Source organism: Azospirillum sp. B21 (assembly GCF_008364825.1).
Taxonomy (GTDB): Bacteria; Pseudomonadota; Alphaproteobacteria; order Azospirillales; family Azospirillaceae; genus Azospirillum.
Genome location: NZ_VTTO01000001.1, coordinates 698385 through 715996 on the forward strand (window position 1 = coordinate 698385; position 17612 = coordinate 715996).

At 67.5% G+C, this 17612-nt stretch carries 18 protein-coding genes; 11 read left to right on the plus strand and 7 right to left on the minus strand.

The features are described 5' to 3' along the window. Position 1 precedes the first annotated feature (1 nt). The 3 genes from FZ983_RS03370 (at position 2) to FZ983_RS03380 (ending at position 3191) form a co-directional block, all read left to right on the plus strand. Positions 2-1153: an SAM-dependent methyltransferase gene (locus tag FZ983_RS03370; protein ID WP_149222166.1), complete on the plus strand. Its 1152-nt coding sequence runs from the start codon at positions 2-4 to the stop codon at positions 1151-1153. Positions 1154-1286: 133 nt separating this feature from the next. Then, a complete protein-coding gene (pgeF, locus tag FZ983_RS03375) occupies positions 1287-2054 on the plus strand; it encodes a peptidoglycan editing factor PgeF (protein ID WP_149222167.1) in 768 nt (255 codons plus the stop codon). A 201-nt stretch (positions 2055-2255) separates the two neighbouring features. Next, positions 2256-3191 carry a ribose-phosphate pyrophosphokinase gene (locus FZ983_RS03380; protein ID WP_063635101.1) on the plus strand — a complete coding sequence of 312 codons (936 nt, stop codon included), beginning with the start codon at positions 2256-2258 and terminating at the stop codon, positions 3189-3191. Positions 3192-3262: 71 nt separating this feature from the next. On the opposite strand, the gene FZ983_RS03385 is transcribed toward FZ983_RS03380, so the two are convergent. Beyond that, positions 3263-3463 (minus strand): helix-turn-helix transcriptional regulator, encoded by a 201-nt coding sequence (locus tag FZ983_RS03385; RefSeq protein ID WP_109105773.1) that lies wholly within the window; start codon positions 3461-3463, stop codon positions 3263-3265. A gap of 93 nt (positions 3464-3556) precedes the next feature. Between FZ983_RS03385 and FZ983_RS03390 the strand changes: the two genes are divergently transcribed. Next, positions 3557-4216 carry a LexA family transcriptional regulator gene (locus FZ983_RS03390; protein WP_149222168.1) on the plus strand — a complete coding sequence of 220 codons (660 nt, stop codon included), beginning with the start codon at positions 3557-3559 and terminating at the stop codon, positions 4214-4216. Positions 4217-4334: 118 nt separating this feature from the next. Further along, positions 4335-4646 carry a hypothetical protein gene (locus FZ983_RS03395; RefSeq protein WP_149222169.1) on the plus strand — a complete coding sequence of 104 codons (312 nt, stop codon included), beginning with the start codon at positions 4335-4337 and terminating at the stop codon, positions 4644-4646. Positions 4647-4653: 7 nt separating this feature from the next. Here FZ983_RS03395 and FZ983_RS03400 read toward each other — a convergent pair whose 3' ends face one another. Then, entirely contained in the window at positions 4654-5043 is a 390-nt protein-coding gene (locus tag FZ983_RS03400) for a carboxymuconolactone decarboxylase family protein (RefSeq protein ID WP_149222170.1), read from the minus strand. A 307-nt stretch (positions 5044-5350) separates the two neighbouring features. Here FZ983_RS03400 and FZ983_RS03405 point away from each other — a divergent pair, with 307 nt between their 5' ends. Together FZ983_RS03405 and FZ983_RS03410 are read left to right on the plus strand one after the other, a co-directional pair. Continuing rightward, positions 5351-6106, plus strand: a complete 756-nt coding sequence (locus FZ983_RS03405; protein WP_247883582.1) for a molecular chaperone TorD family protein — start codon at positions 5351-5353, stop codon at positions 6104-6106. 187 nt (positions 6107-6293) lie between these two features. Continuing rightward, complete coding sequence (locus FZ983_RS03410) at positions 6294-8351, plus strand: hybrid sensor histidine kinase/response regulator (RefSeq protein ID WP_247883548.1); 2058 nt, start codon at positions 6294-6296, stop codon at positions 8349-8351. 37 nt (positions 8352-8388) lie between these two features. Here the strand turns inward: FZ983_RS03410 and FZ983_RS03415 are convergent, their stop codons facing one another. Together FZ983_RS03415 and FZ983_RS03420 are read right to left on the minus strand one after the other, a co-directional pair. Further along, positions 8389-8613 carry a hypothetical protein gene (locus tag FZ983_RS03415; RefSeq protein WP_149222173.1) on the minus strand — a complete coding sequence of 75 codons (225 nt, stop codon included), beginning with the start codon at positions 8611-8613 and terminating at the stop codon, positions 8389-8391. A gap of 173 nt (positions 8614-8786) precedes the next feature. Next, positions 8787-9011, minus strand: a complete 225-nt coding sequence (locus tag FZ983_RS03420) for a hypothetical protein (RefSeq protein ID WP_085090721.1) — start codon at positions 9009-9011, stop codon at positions 8787-8789. Positions 9012-9436: 425 nt separating this feature from the next. Here FZ983_RS03420 and FZ983_RS03425 point away from each other — a divergent pair, with 425 nt between their 5' ends. Beyond that, positions 9437-9805, plus strand: coding sequence for a hypothetical protein (locus FZ983_RS03425; RefSeq protein ID WP_247883549.1), 369 nt, complete (start codon positions 9437-9439; stop codon positions 9803-9805). Between the two features lie 5 nt (positions 9806-9810). On the opposite strand, the gene FZ983_RS03430 is transcribed toward FZ983_RS03425, so the two are convergent. The 3 genes from FZ983_RS03430 to FZ983_RS03440 are packed head-to-tail and all read right to left on the minus strand — an operon-like array spanning position 9811 to position 12376. Continuing rightward, on the minus strand, positions 9811-10743 hold the full coding sequence (locus FZ983_RS03430; protein ID WP_149222174.1) for an ABC transporter ATP-binding protein: 933 nt from the start codon (positions 10741-10743) through the stop codon (positions 9811-9813). Then, on the minus strand, positions 10740-11708 hold the full coding sequence (locus tag FZ983_RS03435; RefSeq protein ID WP_149222175.1) for an HlyD family efflux transporter periplasmic adaptor subunit: 969 nt from the start codon (positions 11706-11708) through the stop codon (positions 10740-10742). The genes FZ983_RS03430 and FZ983_RS03435 overlap by 4 nt, the downstream gene beginning before the upstream one ends. Beyond that, the gene (locus FZ983_RS03440; RefSeq protein ID WP_149222176.1) at positions 11705-12376 is read right to left on the minus strand and encodes a TetR/AcrR family transcriptional regulator; all 672 of its coding nucleotides are present in this window, start codon (positions 12374-12376) and stop codon (positions 11705-11707) included. Before FZ983_RS03440 ends, FZ983_RS03435 begins: the two co-directional genes overlap by 4 nt. A 367-nt stretch (positions 12377-12743) precedes the next feature. On the opposite strand from FZ983_RS03440, the gene nifA reads away from it, so the two are divergent. The 3 genes from nifA (at position 12744) to nifB (ending at position 17594) form a co-directional block, all read left to right on the plus strand. Beyond that, on the plus strand, positions 12744-14624 hold the full coding sequence (gene nifA / locus FZ983_RS03445) for a nif-specific transcriptional activator NifA (RefSeq protein ID WP_149222177.1): 1881 nt from the start codon (positions 12744-12746) through the stop codon (positions 14622-14624). A gap of 323 nt (positions 14625-14947) precedes the next feature. Then, positions 14948-15844 carry an adenylate/guanylate cyclase domain-containing protein gene (locus FZ983_RS03450; RefSeq protein WP_247883550.1) on the plus strand — a complete coding sequence of 299 codons (897 nt, stop codon included), beginning with the start codon at positions 14948-14950 and terminating at the stop codon, positions 15842-15844. Positions 15845-16031: 187 nt separating this feature from the next. Beyond that, the gene (nifB, locus tag FZ983_RS03455; RefSeq protein ID WP_149222178.1) at positions 16032-17594 is read left to right on the plus strand and encodes a nitrogenase cofactor biosynthesis protein NifB; all 1563 of its coding nucleotides are present in this window, start codon (positions 16032-16034) and stop codon (positions 17592-17594) included. Positions 17595-17612: the final 18 nt, after the last annotated feature.

A 17612-nucleotide genomic window follows, 5' to 3' on the forward strand; every position in this document is an offset into this window, starting at 1 on the left:
CATGGCGGACGAAAGCACCGGGGCCGAGAACACAGGGGCCGAGACGCTGGCCCATCTGCTGGCTCGCCGCATCCTGATGGACGGCCCGATCAGCGTCGGCGCCTTCATGGCGGAAGCGCTGGGTCACCCGCGGCTCGGCTATTACATCCGCCAGGACCCGCTCGGCAGCGGCGGCGACTTCACCACCGCGCCGGAAATCAGCCAGATGTTCGGCGAACTGGTCGGCCTGTGGTGCGTCGACAGCTGGGCGCGGCTGGGCGGCCCCGGCCCCTTCCATCTGGTGGAGCTCGGCCCCGGCCGCGGCACGCTGATGGCGGACATGTTGCGGGCCGCGGCCGTGCTGCCGTTGTTCCGCGACAACGCCATCGTCCATCTGGTCGAGACCAGCCCGGCCCTGCGCGAACGCCAGCGCCGGACATTGCAGCCCATCCTGGGCGACGCCATTCACTGGCACGACCGGTTGGAGGATGTGCCGGACGGCCCGACCATCCTGATCGCCAACGAGTTCTTCGACGCCCTGCCGATCCGTCAGGTGCAGAAGACCAGCCATGGCTGGTTCGAGCGGCTGGTCGATGTCGAGCCCGACAGCACCGGGGACGATCCACGCTTCCGCTTCGTGCTGGAGGCCTTCGGCAGTTCCGGCAGCCGGCTGGTGCCCGATGCGCTCCGCGATGCGCCCGACGGCAGCGTGGTGGAGGTCTCTCCCGCCTCGCAGGCGGTGGCGCGGCTGATCGGCGCCCGGCTGGCCGCCGCCCCTGGCGCGGCGCTGGCGATCGACTATGGCTATGCCCAGGGTCCGGCCGTGGGCGATACGCTGCAGGCGTTGCGCCGCCACGCCTTCGCCCCGGTGCTGGAGGCGCCGGGCGAGGCCGACCTGACCGCACATGTCGATTTCGCCGGCATCGCCGCCGCCGCGCGGGAAGGGGGAGCCCAATCCTTCGGCCCGGTCGAGCAGGGGGAATGGCTGACCCGGCTGGGCATCCACCAACGGGCATCCTCCCTGATGGCCAAGGCTACCCCGGCCCAGGCCAAGGATATCCAAAGTGCGATGGACCGCTTGATCGATCCTGCGCAAATGGGCAGGCTGTTCAAGCTGGTCGCGCTGGCCACGCCCGGAGCCTTCGCCGACGCCTCCCCGCCGGCAGGCTTCTGACGGCCAAACGCAGACAACCGGTTAGAGACAAGAGCACCGGAACCGCCATCGGGACAAACCGGGCGGACCGTGCATCGCGGCCCCCTGCCCTGTTGGGCAAGCGGGAGCCACAGAACAGGGAAGGACGGCGTTCGTGATCACACTCGGCGCGCTGAACGACATTACCCATATCCGCCACGCCTTTTTCACCCGCACCGGCGGGGTGTCCACCGGGTTGTACGCCTCGCTGAATTGCGGGCTGGGGTCCAACGACTCAACCGCGGCGGTGCACGAGAACCGCGCCCGCGCCGCGGCACGCATGGAGGTGACGCCCGATAACCTCGTAACCTGCCATCAGGTCCACAGCCCGACCTGCGTTGTGGTGGAGGAGCCGTGGACGCCGGAGACGGCGCCCAAGGCCGACGCCATGGCGACCCGGCAGCCGGGCATCGCTCTGGGCATTCTCACCGCCGACTGCGCGCCCGTGCTGTTCGCCGACAGCAAGGCCCGCGTGATCGGTGCGGCCCATGCCGGCTGGAAGGGCGCCCGGGCCGGGGTGATCGAGGCGACCGTCGCCCGCATGGTGGAGCTGGGCGCCAAGCCGAACCGGATCGTTGCCTGCATCGGCCCCTGCATCGCTCAACGCTCCTACGAGGTGGGGCCGGAATTCCCCGCCCCGTTCGAGGAGGAGGACCCGCGTAACCGCGACTATTTCGCCCCCGCCCGCAAGCCGGGCCATTTCCTGTTCGATCTGGCCGCCTACGTCACCCGGCGGCTGGGCGACTCGGGCGTCACCGTGATCCAGCGCTGCCCCAACGATACGGTGGCGGAGGAGGACCGCTTTTTCAGCTACCGCCGCTCCTGCCTTCGGGGCGAGCCGGATTACGGCCGCGGCCTTTCGGCCATCGTCCTACAGAACTGAACCGGCCCGAACGGGCGGCGGTCGCGCAACGGTCATGCCGCCCGCGCAGGGCGGCATTCCCCAATGGGGAAAGACCCCACCGTCATCGAACGTTTACATGGGCACGCCCCTTTGTTATGGTCCGCCCCGTTTTCAAGGGGCGACGGCGCGCAAGCGGCGAACGTGCCTTGAGCCGTATCCCTGCAAAGAGAGCCGACCCCGATGAAGGTGCTTGCCGGCAACAGCAACCGTCCGCTGGCCGAGGCGATCTCCACCTGTCTCGGCGTGCCGCTGACGAAAGCGAGCGTGCGCCGTTTCTCCGACATGGAGGTGTTCGTCGAGATCCTGGAGAACGTGCGCGGCGAGGACGTGTTCGTCGTCCAGTCGACCTCGTTCCCGGCCAACGACAACCTGATGGAACTGCTGGTGACGATCGACGCGCTGCGGCGCGGGTCGGCCCGGCGCATCACGGCGGTCATCCCCTATTACGGCTATGCCCGGCAGGATCGCAAGACCGGCCCGCGCACGCCGATCTCGGCCAAGCTGGTCGCCAACCTGATCACCCAGGCCGGCGCCAACCGCGTGCTGACGATGGACCTGCACGCCGGCCAGATCCAGGGCTTCTTCGACATCCCCACCGACAACCTGATGGCCGCCCCGGTCTTCGAGAAGGACATCCGCCAGTCCTTCGAGAGCATCGACGAGATCACCATCGTGTCGCCGGACGTCGGTGGCGTGGTGCGCGCCCGCGCGCTGGCCAAGCGCCTGGACGCCGATCTGGCGATCATCGACAAGCGACGTGAACGCGCCGGCGTGTCGGAGGTGATGAACATCATCGGCGACGCCAATGGCCGCCGCTGCATTCTCATCGACGACATCGTCGACTCGGGCGGCACGCTGTGCAACGCCGCCGTCGCGCTGATGGAAGCCGGCGCCAAGTCGGTCCACGCCTTCTGCACCCACGGCGTCCTGTCCGGCGGTGCGGTTGCCCGCGTCGCCGTCTCCCCGCTGGAACAGCTGGTCACCACCGACAGCATCCAGGCGACGGAGGCGGTCCGCGTGTCGCGCAACATCCGCCAGCTGACCATCGCCCCCCTGCTCGCCGAAGCGATCATGCGCATCAGCGAGGAGCGGTCGGTGTCGAGCCTGTTCTCGTAACGAGCGGCAGCTTCACGGAAAAGGCCCTTTCCCGATGGGAGAGGGCCTTTTTTGTTGCGCGCATTTTGCCCTCAGCCCTCCCCCGCCAGCCCATGGAAATCGTTCGCCGTCACCTGCCCGCCGGTCGCGGCGGCGATGCGGGCCATCACCGCCGGACGGGGAACCCGGCGGCCATGGCGGTAACGGTTGACCGTGGCCTGACTCGTCCCGATCAGGGCGGCGAAGGCCTCTTCCTTGGTTGCGGTCCGGGTGAGCCAGTCATCGAGCGTCATACCGCAATGGTTTAGACCAAGCCGGGTTCTACGCGCAACTGGATTTATTCCGCAGCGTTGGACTTTCCAAAGCCGTTTTGGTATGAACAGTCCATGACCACCATGCGCGAACTGCGGCAGGCCGCCGGGCTGAGCCAGGAGAAGCTGGCCGAACTGGCCGGCACCTCCCAGCCCCAGATCAACAAGCTGGAGACCGGCCAGCGGAAGATGACCGTCGATTGGGCGGTCAAGCTCGCCCAGCCGCTGGGCGTGGAGCCCGCGGTGCTGCTCGGCCTCGATCTGCCGGCCGTCCCGGCGGCGGCACGCCCGGCGCGGCCTGCGATGCCGCCGCTGCTGCGAACGCCGCCGGCCGGGATGCAACAGGCCCAGGCGGCATCCATGCCGGTCCGGGCGGCGGCGCGCGGCGGGGTGGACCAGGAGATGTTCCTGGAGGATGGTCCGATCGACTGGATCGCCCGTCCCGACTATCTGAAGAACGCCCGCGACCCCTACGCCATGTATGTCGTCGGCGAATCGATGATGCCACGGTTTCGGCCGGCACAGCTGCTGCACGTCAACCCGCACAAGCCGCCGGCGCCGGGGGCCGGGGTGGTGGTGGTCAAACGCAACAAGGCGGTGCTGGTGAAGGAGTTCGTGCGCCGCGGCCCCGAGGCGGTGGTGCTGCGCGAATATCAGCCGGCCGACCGCGAGTTCACCGTTCCGCTGGAGGACCTCGACACCCTGCACACCGTCGTGGGGCTGCAGGAGCCCTGAGGCTATACCGATCCGGTATCGGTATTCAATGGCTCTTATAATCCAATATGGATTATTCCTTCGCTGCACGGACCGCCGGACATGCCCGGTGCGCCGCCCCAGCCAAGGAGAAACGGCCATGCCCCAGCTTTATCCCCGCTTCCATCCCGGCCCGTCCGCCGGGCGGCTCGACGGCTTCAGCGAGCGCGGCGCCCACGAGCTGGCCCGCCGCATTCGGGCCGCCTGGGCGAAGATCGGCTGGGACGTGGAGGTGCGCGTGGAACGCATTGCCAGCGAAGAACTGGGCGACGGGCGCAGCATCGCCCATTTCACCGTCCGCAGCGACCTGATCAACGGCCTGCCGCAACGTCGTCTGGAGCGGCGCCCGAAACAGCGCATCGAGCGGCACCAGGACGAGGCGGCGGCCCGACCGCAGAAGCGGGCCGCCTGACGCCGCTTCACTTCAGCCGCTCGTCCAGCTCCACCTGATAGCCGACTGCGAGGCGGTTGGTCTCGTTGGCCATTCCCACCACCGCAATCAGTTCGCCGAACTGCGCGTCGGTCATGCCCAGCCGGCGCGCCGCCGCCTCGTGCGAGCGGATGCAGTACTGGCAGTTGTTGGTCACGCTGACCGCGACGAAGATCATTTCCTTCACCAGCGGATCCAGCGCACCGGGGGCCATCACCTCCTTCAGGCTGTCCCAGGTCCGCGCCAGCGTCGGCGGGTGATGGGCGATCATCTTCCAGAAATTGTTCACGTCCGGGACGTTGCGCGTCGCCTTGATGTCGTCGTAGACGGCGCGCACCTCCGGTGCGGCATCGGCCTGTTCGATGGGGGGAAGCGGCATGGCGGACGGGCTCCTGCACGGGGTTATGACCCGTCGATATGGCCGGACATCGCGCCACAAGGCAACCGCCGGTCTATACCCCGCCGTCCGGTTCATGCCCATCGGCCGCGTTGACCATGGATCGTCCCGCTGGTAGTAAAGACAACGAACAAGATCGCGCAAACGTTCGGTCCGCCGATCGGCCGCCGACGGTACCAAGCCAAGAAGCCGACAAGACACGAAGCTCATTCGTGCAACGTTCCCATGCGGCCCGGTTCCGGCACACGCCCGGTCAGGCCCGACTGCCGGGAGGAACAGCGTGGAGAACATGGTTCTCGAAACGGCCGAGCGTCTTGGAGCGGCCAACTCCCCTGCCATCCCTCCGGAAGACGCGGGCCTCCGCGACTCGGCCGAGGCCCTGCGCCGCCTCGCTCATTTCCATGCGGAGGAGCCGACGCCTGCTCTGTTGACGGCACTGCGCCAGAGCCCGGTTGGCCGCGGTTCGCTGACGCTGGACCGCGACGACGCCCTGCAGGCCGCCGCCCTGGTGGACGAGGTGGTGAGCGATCTGCCCGAACGGATCACCCGCCGCTGTCTCGCCCCTCTGGCCGCCGATTTCACCGCCATCCATCACGGCGAGGATCTGCGCACCTGCCCGATGGAGGGGCCGTGGATGGACGAGCGGGTCCGGGCCGAGGCCGCCGCCTCGCTCCAGCGCTGGCGAACCGGGCTGGAGACGGAACTTCGCCGTCCGCCGTTCGACCGGCTGCCCGACGACCATGTCGCGGTGGAACTGGCGTTGCTGGCCATCCTGCTCGACCGCGGCCGGGTTGCCGACGCGGTTCGGTTTCTCGACCGCCATCCGTTGCGTTGGGTGCCGAATTTCTGCAGCCGGGTCGCCACCCGCTGCCGGGAACCCTTCTTCGCCGGCATCGCCATCCTGACCAACGCCCATCTCGACCATCTGCGCGACCGGCTGGGCGCCATCTGCAACATGCCGCGTTCCGGCGAGGACGAGGCCGAAATCCGCCGTCGCCGCTGGGCCGAGGGGCGGTTCCCGCGCGCCTGCACCTGCGAATCGTAAGTCCGGACCGGCCGGAAGTCGGAATTGCCCCGGCTTCAGTGCATCGTCCAAGGTGATAGGGGAGGCGTCCTCGTGGCCGTCCCGCTCCTTTTCCCAACATTGGATGGCAATGCCCTTTCGCAGCCCCGAAAGCCGGACCGATCGCAGAGGGTCCCTGCGGCTGCTTCGCCTCCTGCTGGCGGTGTCGGTGGCCTTGCCGCTTGTGCTGTTCGCCGGCATCGGATGGCGCGAGCGGGGAGAGGCCCAGGAAGAGGCTGAACGGAGCAGCCGCAAGAACGCGCTGATTTTGCACGAACATGTGCTGAAGGTGTTCGACACCATGGCGCAGGTGCTTGACCGGGTGGACGAGCGCGTCCACGGCCGAAGCTGGCGCGAGATCGGCGAATCGGAGTCGCTGCACCGCTATCTGCGGACCCTGGTGGGAGAGCTGGACCAGGTCGGCGCCATCGGCCTGACCGATTCCACCGGTACCGTGCGCAACTCCAGCCGCGTCTTCCCGTCGCGCAACAGCTACATCGGAGATCGCGCCGATTTCCGTGAACAGCGGGAAAGCGACGCCGGCCTGCTCATCGCCGGACCGATCGCGGATGCCGCCACCGGCAAGGCCACCTTCGGCATCAGCCGGCGCCGCAGCGGCCCCGGCGGTCCCGACGGCAACTTCGATGGAATCATCGCCGCCATCGTCAATCCCGATTATTTCTTCAGCTTCTATCGGCAGGTCGTCAGCACCGAAGGCGAATCGATCTCGCTGATCCGCGACGACGGCGTGATCCTGATGCGTTACCCGCCTCTGGAAGGGCGGCAAGGGCCGGCGGCGCTCCCCACCCTTCCGCCCGACCGCGGGCTGCGCGGTGAAATCCGCAAGCAGCCGGTCGAAGGGGTGTTCCGCACCGACGTCAGCCATGTGCAAGGTCTGGCCCGTGTGTTCGCCTACAAACGGGTCGGCGATTTCCCGGTCTATGTCGTCTACGGGCTGGATCAGTCGCAGATCACCCGGTCCTGGTGGCGCAACATGGCGCTGGACGGCGCCTTCGTCGCCCCGGCCACACTGGCGCTCGCACTGATCGCCTGGCTGGCCTACAGCCGTGCCGCCTCCGAGAATGCGGCGGTGCGCCGCTGGGCGGAGGAGGTGCGCAACCGCGAGAGGCTGGAGGAGGCCCTGCGCCAGAGCCAGAAGATGGAGGCGCTGGGCCAGCTGACCGGCGGAGTCGCCCACGACTTCAACAATCTGCTGACCGCGGCGATGGCCAACATGCATCTGCTGGGCCGCCATCTGCCACCGGAGGGGCAGCGCTTCCTGACGGGCGCCAACACCGCGCTGGAGCGGGCGGAGAAACTGACCCGCCAACTGCTGTCCTTTTCGCGCCAGGACGCGGTGAATCCGACCGTCGTCGATCTGGGCGACAGCCTGCGCCGGATGGGCGACCTGTTGGAACGGTCGGTCCGGGCCGACGTCGCGCTGGACTGGGACATCGCGCCCGTGCCGATGGCCGTCGCCGTCGATTCCGTCCAGTTGGAAATGGCGGTGCTGAACCTGGTTCTGAACGCCCGCGACGCCATGCCCGGCGGCGGACGGATCCGCATAGCCGCGTCGCCCGGACCGGAGCCGCGCAGCGTGCGCATCGAGGTATCGGACACCGGGGCCGGCATGCCACCGGAGGTGATCGCCCGCGCCTTCGATCCCTTCTTCACCACCAAGGGCGTCGGCAAGGGCACCGGGCTCGGCCTGTCGATGGTCTATGGCTTCGCCCGCCAGTCCGGCGGCAATGCCACCATCGACAGCCGGCCGGGCGAAGGTACGCGTGTCCGCATCGACCTGCCGCTGACCGAAATGAGGCCGCCGGAACCGGCCCCCGCCCCCACTGCGCCGGTGGCCGATCACCGCCCGCTCCGTATCCTGGTGGTGGAAGACAATCCCCTGGTCCTGATGGCGACGGTGGAAGGGCTGACCCAGGAGGGCTTCACCGTGGAGACCGCCGAAGACGGCGTGGCGGCCCTGGAACTGCTGGAAACCGACCGCGACTTCGATCTGGTCGTATCGGACGTGGTCATGCCCCGCGGCGTATCCGGCATCGATCTGGCACGGCACATCCGCGAACGCTGGCCGCAGCTGCGCGTCCTGCTGGCATCCGGCTACAGCCCGGAATCGCTGGCGACCATGGGGGCGGACACGGCATCGGTGCTGGCCAAGCCCTTCACCCCCGACCAGCTGGCCGTGCGCATCAGGTCCCTGGCCGGAGTGTAGTTCGATGCTCCGATCCGGCGGCTGCCGACTGTCGGGATCAGGTCAGGGCGCTGACGAACATCGGCGTCCACATCGCCATGCACCAGACGAGACCCAGGCACAGGCCGCGGGTGAAGTCGTCGAAGGTCGGCTGTTCCAGGCGGTGCAGCTTCCACATCGCGTTCACGTCGCCGGACGTCGGGGTGGCGTCATCCGCGGCGTTGGGGGAGTTGGTGGGTTCACGGCTTGCTGCTGCGCGCCGGTCGGGATCGCGTGACGGCATGGCTGGGCCTCGCATCGATAGCGGAATGCCCAGGAAGTTTGTGCCCGCCGCCGCCGCCGGCCACCCTTTCTTCCGTCATCGGTGGAATTTTATCGGCATACGAAAAAAGGCCGCCACCCGCTGGACGGATGGGGCCTTTTCGCCGAGGATCCGGCCAGATCGGCCGGATGCGTTCACTTGCCCGGACGAATCACCGGGGTGAGCTGGTCGCCCCAGTTGCCGGCTTCGTTGTGATAACGGGCGGTGCGCATCAGCTCCACCGTCACGCCGGCCTCCACCGCCTTGACGACGGCGTCGTTCAGGCGGTGCAGGTTGTTGGCGACGATGCGGATGGCGCTTTCCTGCTCCGGAGTCAGCTCCGAACGGTCATCCGGCGGCGCGTCCTTGAATCCCGACATGCGTTGTTCCTTCCCCTGGATTGGGACCGCCCCGGCGGGACCGGCAGCGGTCCAGAACTTGGTCATGATCTTGCCCGGCGTCCGATGCCGGTTTTCATCATGTACCATATCATGTGCGCCGCGACAAAGTTCCCGACGCGCCAAGCGCTTGCGACCATTGGCCTCTTGCAACCGGCAAACTGCCCTGTGGCACCTCCCGGCCGACGATGCGACGGTCGCGATGGAGATTCCCTCACAAGCAATGAATGGTTGCCGCCCGTCCTCATGGGAACGCAATCAAGGAGGAGACGACGTTTTGTTTCCGACTTGCAAGGAAAGATTTCATTCAGAGACTTACATAACTTTTGGGTTAACTCGGCTGTTGACGCCTGTCGATTACAATGCCCAGAATTCGACACAAACTTGCTTTCCCTACGGAGATCATCTTGAAGAACATCGCCGCCAAGGCCCTGCTGGTTGCGTCCTCGCTGTTCCTGATGCACGGCGCGGCACTCGCCGGCCAGCAGGACTTCACGATCGTCAACAAGACCGGCTACCCGCTGAAGCACATCTATGTGTCCGAAAACAACAACAACAGCTGGGACGAAGACATCCTCGGCCGTGACGTGCTGAACGATGGCGAATACTTCGAGGTCGCCTTCGCCAAGGCCGAGAAGACCTGCAAATGGGACATGAAGGTCGTCTATGACGACGGCGAGTCGGCGGTTTGGGACGGGCTGAACCTGTGCCAGATCTCCAAGCTGACGCTGAAGTGGAACAAGAACACCGGCGTCACCTCGGCCCAGACCGAGTAAGTTCCTCAGCGGAAGTTGTCGGTGCTGCGGTTCATCAGGTGGATGAAGACGTCTTCCAACGTCGGGTCCGTCGCGGTGATCCGCAGATCCGGCCGTCCGGCCCAGGGGGCGAGCGCCCGGTCGAGGGCGACGGCATCGGTGCCGCTGACATGCAGGCGGCTGCCGAAGACTGCCACCATCTCCACCCCTGGCTGGCCTTCCAGCGTCGCGGCGATCCGGTGCAGGCCTTCTCCCGCAACCAGACGGGTGTGCAGGCCCGAATCGGCGATGACCCGCTCCACCGTGCCGTGGGCCATCATCGTGCCATAGGCGATGTAGGCAATGCGGTGGCAGCGCTCCGCCTCGTCCATGTAATGGGTGCTGACCAGCACGGTCAGCCCTTCCCCGGCCAGCCGGTGGATCTCGTCCCAGAACTCCCGACGCGCCTTGGGATCGACGCCGGCGGTCGGCTCGTCGAGAAGCAGAAGCTTCGGCTCGTGCAGGATGCAGGCGGCCAGCGCGAGGCGCTGTTTCCAGCCGCCCGACAACTGCCCGGCCAGCTGAGTGCGGCGGTTGGACAGTCCCAGCCTGTCCAGGGCATCGGCCACCCGCCGCCGCCGGTCGGGCAAGCCGTACATGCGGGCGACGAAATCCAGATTCTCGGCGATGCTCAGATCCTCCCAGAAGCTGAATTTCTGGGTCATGTAGCCGACCTGCCGCTTGATCTCCGCACTCTGCCGCCGGATGTCGAGACCGAGGCAGGTCCCCTCCCCCGCATCCGCCGTCAGCAGCCCGCACAACAGGCGGATCGTCGTGGTCTTGCCCGACCCGTTGGGACCGAGAAAGCCATAGATCTCCCCGGTCTCCACCCGGATCGACACATCGTCGACCACGGTCTTGCTGCCGAACCGCTTCACCAGCCCGCGCACGTCGATGGCGGGAGGGGCCTCCGCCGTCATTGCGGCCTCCCAACTGGCCAGACATCGACCGGCAGCCCCGGATTCAGCGGCCGGCCCGGCGCCGCCTCCACCCGGAAGACCAGCTTTTCGCGGCTGCCGACGCTGTAGATCACCGGCGGGGTGTATTCCGCCTGGGAGGCGATGCGCGTGACCCGCGCCGACAGGCCGGGCGGGCAACCGTCGCAGCGCACCGACAGCACCGTACCGGGCGCCACCGCCGCCATGGCGGGTTCCGGAACGAACAGCACCAGCTTCACCCGTTCCGGCGGCAGCAGCGACACCACCGGGGAACCCGCCGGCACCCATTCGCCGGGGTTGTAGAGCGTGTCGTCCACCAGGGCCGCGACCGGCGCGGTGGGCGCGAGATCGGCCAGCCGCCGCTCCGCCTGGGCCAGCGCCGCTTCCGCCTGGGACACCGCCTCGTCGGCGGCGCGCAACTGTTCGGGCCGGGCGGGCAGGGCTGCGACCGCCAGCTGCGCGTCGGCCTCCGCCAACTGGCCGCGGTCGCGGTCGTAGGCGGCGCGCGCCTGATCGAGCTTGTCGGGCGAGGTGACCTTGCGGGCGACCAGTTCCTGCTGGCGGGACAATTCGGCGGAGGAATAGCGCAGCGCCGCTTCCGCCCGTGCCTTTTGCGCGGTCAGCACCGCCACCTCCTGCGGCCGTTTGCCGGTGGCGAGGTCGGCACGCTGGGCCCGCGCCTGGGCCAGCGCCGCGGCCAGCCGGTCGCGCTCCGCGACGGCCGTGGCCCGGTCGATGGCGAACAGCGGCGCCCCTGCCGCCACCTGCGCGCCGCGGACCACCGACAGGCTTTCCAGGGTTCCGGCACTGGGGGCGGCGATGCGCAGATACTCCCCTTCCACATAGCCGTGGGCCAGCGGTGGCGGCCCGTCGGCGCCGAAGGGAAGCCCGAGCGCCAGCGCGAAGGCCGCCAGTCCATCCACGAGACCGGCCAGGATACCGCTCATGGCGTCGTCTCCCCCGCATCCCGCAGCAGCACCCGGCGCAGGTTGTCGATGTGCGTCTCCACCAGTGCCGGCACGTCCAGCGGCGGTTCGCCGTCCAGCCCGTCGAAGGAGGTGCGCCAGACCGCGCTCATCAGCAGCGGGGCGACGATCAGGCGGACGGTTGAATCCACGGCCACCGGACGGAATTCCCCGCTCGCGATCCCCCGCTGCAGCAGCGAAGCCAGCACCCCGAAGCCGCGGCGGATCACCTCGCGGTGATAGAAGGCGGCAAGATCCGGGAAATTTCCGGCCTCCGCGATCACCAGCCGCGGGATGGTGGCCGCACGCGTGGTCGCGACCAGATGCGCCACCATCCGCAGCAGCCGCTCCAGCACCGGAAAGCACGGCCCCGCGGCGGCGGCGGCCAGGGCTTCGGCCTGCTCCAGATTGGGCAGGATGGCGGCGCGGATCACCGCCTTGAACAGCTCGTCCTTGCTGGGGAAGTAGAGATAGAGCGTGCCCTTGCTGACGCCGGCGCGTGCCGCCACCTCCTCCAGCTTCGCGGCGGCAAAGCCGCGTTCGGCGAAGATATCCATCGCCGCAGCGACGATCTCCTGCGGGCGGGCATCCTTGCGGCGGCGCCAGCGCGGCAGGGCTTCCGGTTCGGCACGGGGAACGCGGTCGGGCATGATGCAGCCCTCTTCATAACTGACCAGTCAGTTATTAACATGAAACCGCCTTGCCACCAATGGTTAAGCCCATTGTGCAGCGCAGCAGAATCTATGCAAAAGGTCTTGCCTTTCGGCGAGTAGTCACGGACACTTTCCACCGGCTGGCAGCGTGCGAACGCGCCGCAGCTAAGCCCGGTCCGCCGAATGGGCACCGAGAACCGGGCATCAAGAAAACGGGGCACGAACAGCGCGGCCGGACCAACGGTCGCCGCGGTTTTCGGGAGGGACGGATCAAGGCGCTGACGCCAGGACCCGATGCGTTGCGATGGCCGGATCATTCCATCCGGCGCGTGGCAGGGTCCCAAGCAGAGCGAGGGGATCGATCATGCCGAGTGCTGCCCAGTCCGCGTCATCTTCCAGCCTCGAGCTGCTAACGATCTACGAGGTCAGCAAGATCCTCGGGTCGTCGCTGGATTTGGAACAGACCCTGCGCGAAGTGCTGCGCGCCTTGTCCTACCAGCTGCAGATGCACCGTGGCCGCGTCTATCTCCAGGGGGAGGACAATGCGCTGCGTCTGGTCGCGGCGCTTGGACTGCCGAAGGATTCGACGGCGCAGGAGATCGACTACAGCCAGGGCGAAGGCATCAGCGGCCGCATCCTGAAGACCGGCATGCCCGCCGTCGTCCCGAATCTCGCCGAGGAGCCGCTGTTCAACAACCGCTCCGGCGGGCGCGACGACCTGGACGAACAGGTGGCGTCGCTGGTTGGCGTGCCGATCAAGGCGGCCGGCACCGTCGTCGGCGTGCTGACCATCGACCGCATTTCCGACGACGGCCCCAGCGGCCATTTCGGCTCCGACGTCCGTTTCCTGACCATGGTCGCCAACCTGATCGGCCAGACCGTGCGCCTGCACCGGACGGTCGCGGAGGAGCGGCGCTTCATGATGCGCGAGACCTTCCGCGTCCAGAAGGAGCTGCGGCCGGTGGCGGCGCCGGTCAACGACGTGGTCTGCACCAGCCCCAACATGGTCGACGTGCTGGCCCAGGTGCACCGGGTGGCGCCCTTCAAGTCCACCGTGCTGATCCGCGGCGAGAGTGGCACCGGCAAGGAGCTGATCGCGCGGGCCATTCACAACCTGTCGCCGCGCAAGGACGCTCCCTTCATCCGCGTCAACTGCGCCGCCCTGCCCGAATCTCTGTTGGAGTCGGAGCTTTTCGGCCACGAGAAGGGATCCTTCACCGGCGCCCAGAAGGACCACAAGGGCCGGTTCGAACTGGCCTCGGGCGGCACGCTGTTCCTGGACGAGATCGGCGACATCTCCTCCAACTTCCAGGCCAAGCTGCTGCGCGTGCTGCAGGAGCAGGAATTCGAGCGGGTCGGCGGGTCGAAGACGATCAAGACCGACGTCCGCCTGATCTGCGCCACCAACCTGAACCTGGAGGAGGCGGTCGGCCACGGCAAGTTCCGCGCCGATCTGTATTTCCGCATCAACGTGGTGACGATCCACCTGCCGCCGCTGCGCGAACGGCGTGGCGACATCGCCATGCTGGCCAAGCATTTCATCGCCAAATTCGCCCGGGACAACGGCCTGACCCTGGACATCGACCGTGACGCGCTGGAGGTTCTGAATCGCTGCACCTGGCCCGGCAACGTGCGCGAACTGGAAAACTGCATCGAGCGCGCGGCAACCCAATGCCGCAACGGCACCATCCGCGTGCCCGACCTGTCCTGCAGCATGAATCTCTGCAACTCGTCGGTGCTGTTCCAGTACCGCACCATGGGGGCCGCCGTCGGCGGGCTGGCCCCATCGATGAGCGGCATCCCGACCAACCCGTCAGGCGCCAACCCGGCTTTGGGACGCCCGCAGCCGGCAGCCACCCCCGGCATGCCGCCGGCGGTGCCGGTACCGGCAAATGGGACGCCAGGCGGAACGCAGTGGCCGGCCTGCGCATCGGGCTGTTCCGCCGGTCCGGCGCCGGTCTGCGGCGCGTCCAAGCCGCTGCCGCCGACCGCCATCGCCCCCCTGCCCACCCCCCAGCCGGCGGCGGCCGCCCCCGCGGTTCCCTCCGCCCCGGCGCCGCAGCCTGCCGATGCCCCCGACCTGCCGCTGGACGAGCCGGAGTCGGGTCCCCTGCGCGACCGTCTGGTGTGGGCGATGGAGCGCACCGGCTGGGTGCAGGCCAAGGCCGCCCGCCTGCTGGGCATGACCACCCGCCAGGTCAGCTACGCGCTCCGCAAATACAACATCGAGATCAAGAGGTTTTAGAGATATACCCCAAAGACCGGGATAATATCGTGCGAGTAATTTCAACACGGATTTCACAGATTTAGACACGGATTTCACGGATTTTTTCCTGGTCGTGGCGACGCGCCGGTTAATCGGAAATGGTAAGAACCGGGACAACGCCACATCCGTGAAATTCGTGGCGTAATCCGTGAAATCCGTGGAGATCTTGCCCGCGATACGGCACCTCCATGGCGCTCGACAATCCGACAACCCCGAGCCCGGTCGCACCCCGCCACGGTTTCATGCTACCCTGCCGCGCCTTCGGTTCGATGGCATCTTTCCGATCGAACGGATTTCCGGTCTTGCCCTCGCTTGAGAAGCCCCTCGCCCTGATGTTCGTCGACATCGCGGACAGCACGATGCTGTACGAGCGCATCGGCAACGCCACCGCCGCGGCGCTGACGCAACAGGTGCTGGCCCACCTGCGCCAGCTGGTCGAGGAGCACAGCGGCGGGGTGATCAAGAGCCTGGGCGACGGGCTGCTGGCCGCCTTCCCGGCCTGCGACGACAGCGTCCGCGCCGCCTGCGCGATGATCGACGGACAGGACCGGCATGGCCTGCGGCTGCGCATCGGCATCCATCACGGCCCGGTGATCGAAGGGGTGGGCGACCTCTACGGCGACGCCTGCAACGTCGCCGCACGGGTGCAGCAGATCGCGCGGCAGGGCGAAATCCTGGTGACCCAGGCGTTGGTGGACGGCCTGTCGCCCGACCTGCGCGACCGGACCAAACCGCTGAACAACGTCGCCATGAAGGGCAAGACGGCACCGATCCGCGTCCACCGGGTCCGCAGCGCCGACGATGCCGACGACGCGATCGAAAGCACCACACTCGGCTTCTCCATGGTGACGGAGGCCGGCGATGCCATGGTGACGCTTCATCTGTCCTACCGCGGACAGGAAATCGCGATGAGCCGCGCGCTGCCCCGCGTCACCATCGGGCGGGAGGACAGCAGCGGCCTGCGCATCGCCTCGCGCCAGACCTCGCGCCAGCATGCGGTGATCGACTTCACCCGCGAGAGCTTCCTGCTGACCGACCATTCCACCAACGGCACCTTCATCCGCAGTGGCGGATCGCCGCCGCTGGTGCTGCGCCGCGATTCGACCAAGCTGGTCGGCAGCGGCCTGATCGGATTCGGGGCGGAGGCGCTGGACGAGGGCCAGGACCATGTCGTCGCCTTCCGCGGCGAACTGGCCTGACCGGTTTGTCGGCACCCCGACAAAGCCCCTGGCCGGTCCCGCCATTGTCGCAATGACGACAGCGTCCGCGATGCCGACAAATCCTGCCAAGCCTTTGTAAACGCTGAATTTCCCATTCTGGCCCCGAACTTGCTTTTCTCCACTTCGTCCAACGGTGTCGTCCGGCACGGCAGGGAAGGAGTGGATGATGAGCAACGTGGTTTCGCTCGACAGCATCTTCGGGCTGGGGGAACTGGCCCCGCCCGCGACGATGCCGGCAGCGCCCGAGGCGGCGTCCGGCTGTTCGTCGTCGTCCTGCGGATTGTCGGACGGTCCGGCCGACATGGACCCGGCGGTTTGGGAGAAGGTGAAGAACCACCCCTGCTATTCGGAAGAGGCGCATCACTATTTCGCCCGCATGCATGTCGCGGTCGCCCCGGCCTGCAACATCCAGTGCAATTACTGCAACCGCAAATACGATTGCTCGAACGAGAGCCGGCCGGGCGTGGTCTCCGAAAAGCTGACCCCCGATCAGGCGCTCAAGAAGATCCTCGCCGTCGCCCAGGAAATCCCGCAGTTGTCGGTGATCGGCATCGCCGGCCCCGGCGACAGTCTGGCGGCGAACGGCAGGAACACCTTCGCCACCTTCGAGATGCTGCAGAAGAAGGCGCCGGACCTGAAGCTGTGCCTGTCCACCAACGGCCTGGCCCTGCCCGACCATGTGGACACCATCGCCCAATACAACATCGACCACGTCACCATCACCATCAACATGGTCGATCCCGAGGTCGGCGCGCAGATCTACCCGTGGATCTTTTACAAGCACAAACGCTGGACCGGGCTCGACGCCGCGAAAATTCTCCATGAGCAGCAGATGCTGGGGCTGGAGATGCTGACCTCGCGCGGCATCCTGGTGAAGGTGAACTCCGTCATGATCCCGGGGATCAACGACGAGCACCTGCTGGAGGTGAACAAGGCGGTCAAGAGCCGCGGCGCCTTCCTGCACAACATCATGCCGCTGATCTCCGACCCCGCCCACGGCACGTATTTCGGTCTGAACGGCCAGCGCGGCCCTACCGCGCAGGAGCTGAAGGTGGTGCAGGACGCCTGCGAGGGCGGCGCCAAGCTGATGCGCCATTGCCGCCAGTGCCGCGCCGATGCGGTCGGCCTGCTGGGCGAGGACCGCGGCGAGGAGTTCACCGCCGACAAGATCGAGGCGATGGGCATCGTCGAGTATGACGACGAGGCCCGCCGCAGCTACCGCGAGCATGTCGAGGCCGAACGCGCCGGCCGCCACGCCTCGAAGGCGGCGGCGCAGGCCGATGTCCGCGACAGCGTCGGCACCACGGTCGATCCGATCCTGATCGCCGTCGCCACCAAGGGCGGCGAGCGCATCAACGAGCATTTCGGCCACGCCAAGGAATTCCAGATCTACGAGGTCGGCCCGGGCGGCGCCAAGTTCGTCGGCCACCGCCGCGTCGACCAGTATTGCGAAGGCGGCTCCGGCGACGTCGACACGCTGGACGGAGTGCTGGCCGCCATCAACGACTGCACCGCGGTGTTCGTCGCCAAGATCGGCGGATGCCCGTCGAAGTCGCTGGCCGAGGCCGGGATCGAGCCAGTCGACCGCTTCGCCTTCGACTACATCGAGGAATCGGCACTGGCCTACTTCAAGGACTATGCCGAGCGGCTCGACCAGGGCGTCGTCCAATCCCGAGCCGGCCAGGATGCGGTGATCCGCACTGGGGCACTGACCGCGCGACGTGCCTGACGCCCCGTCCTCTTCCCC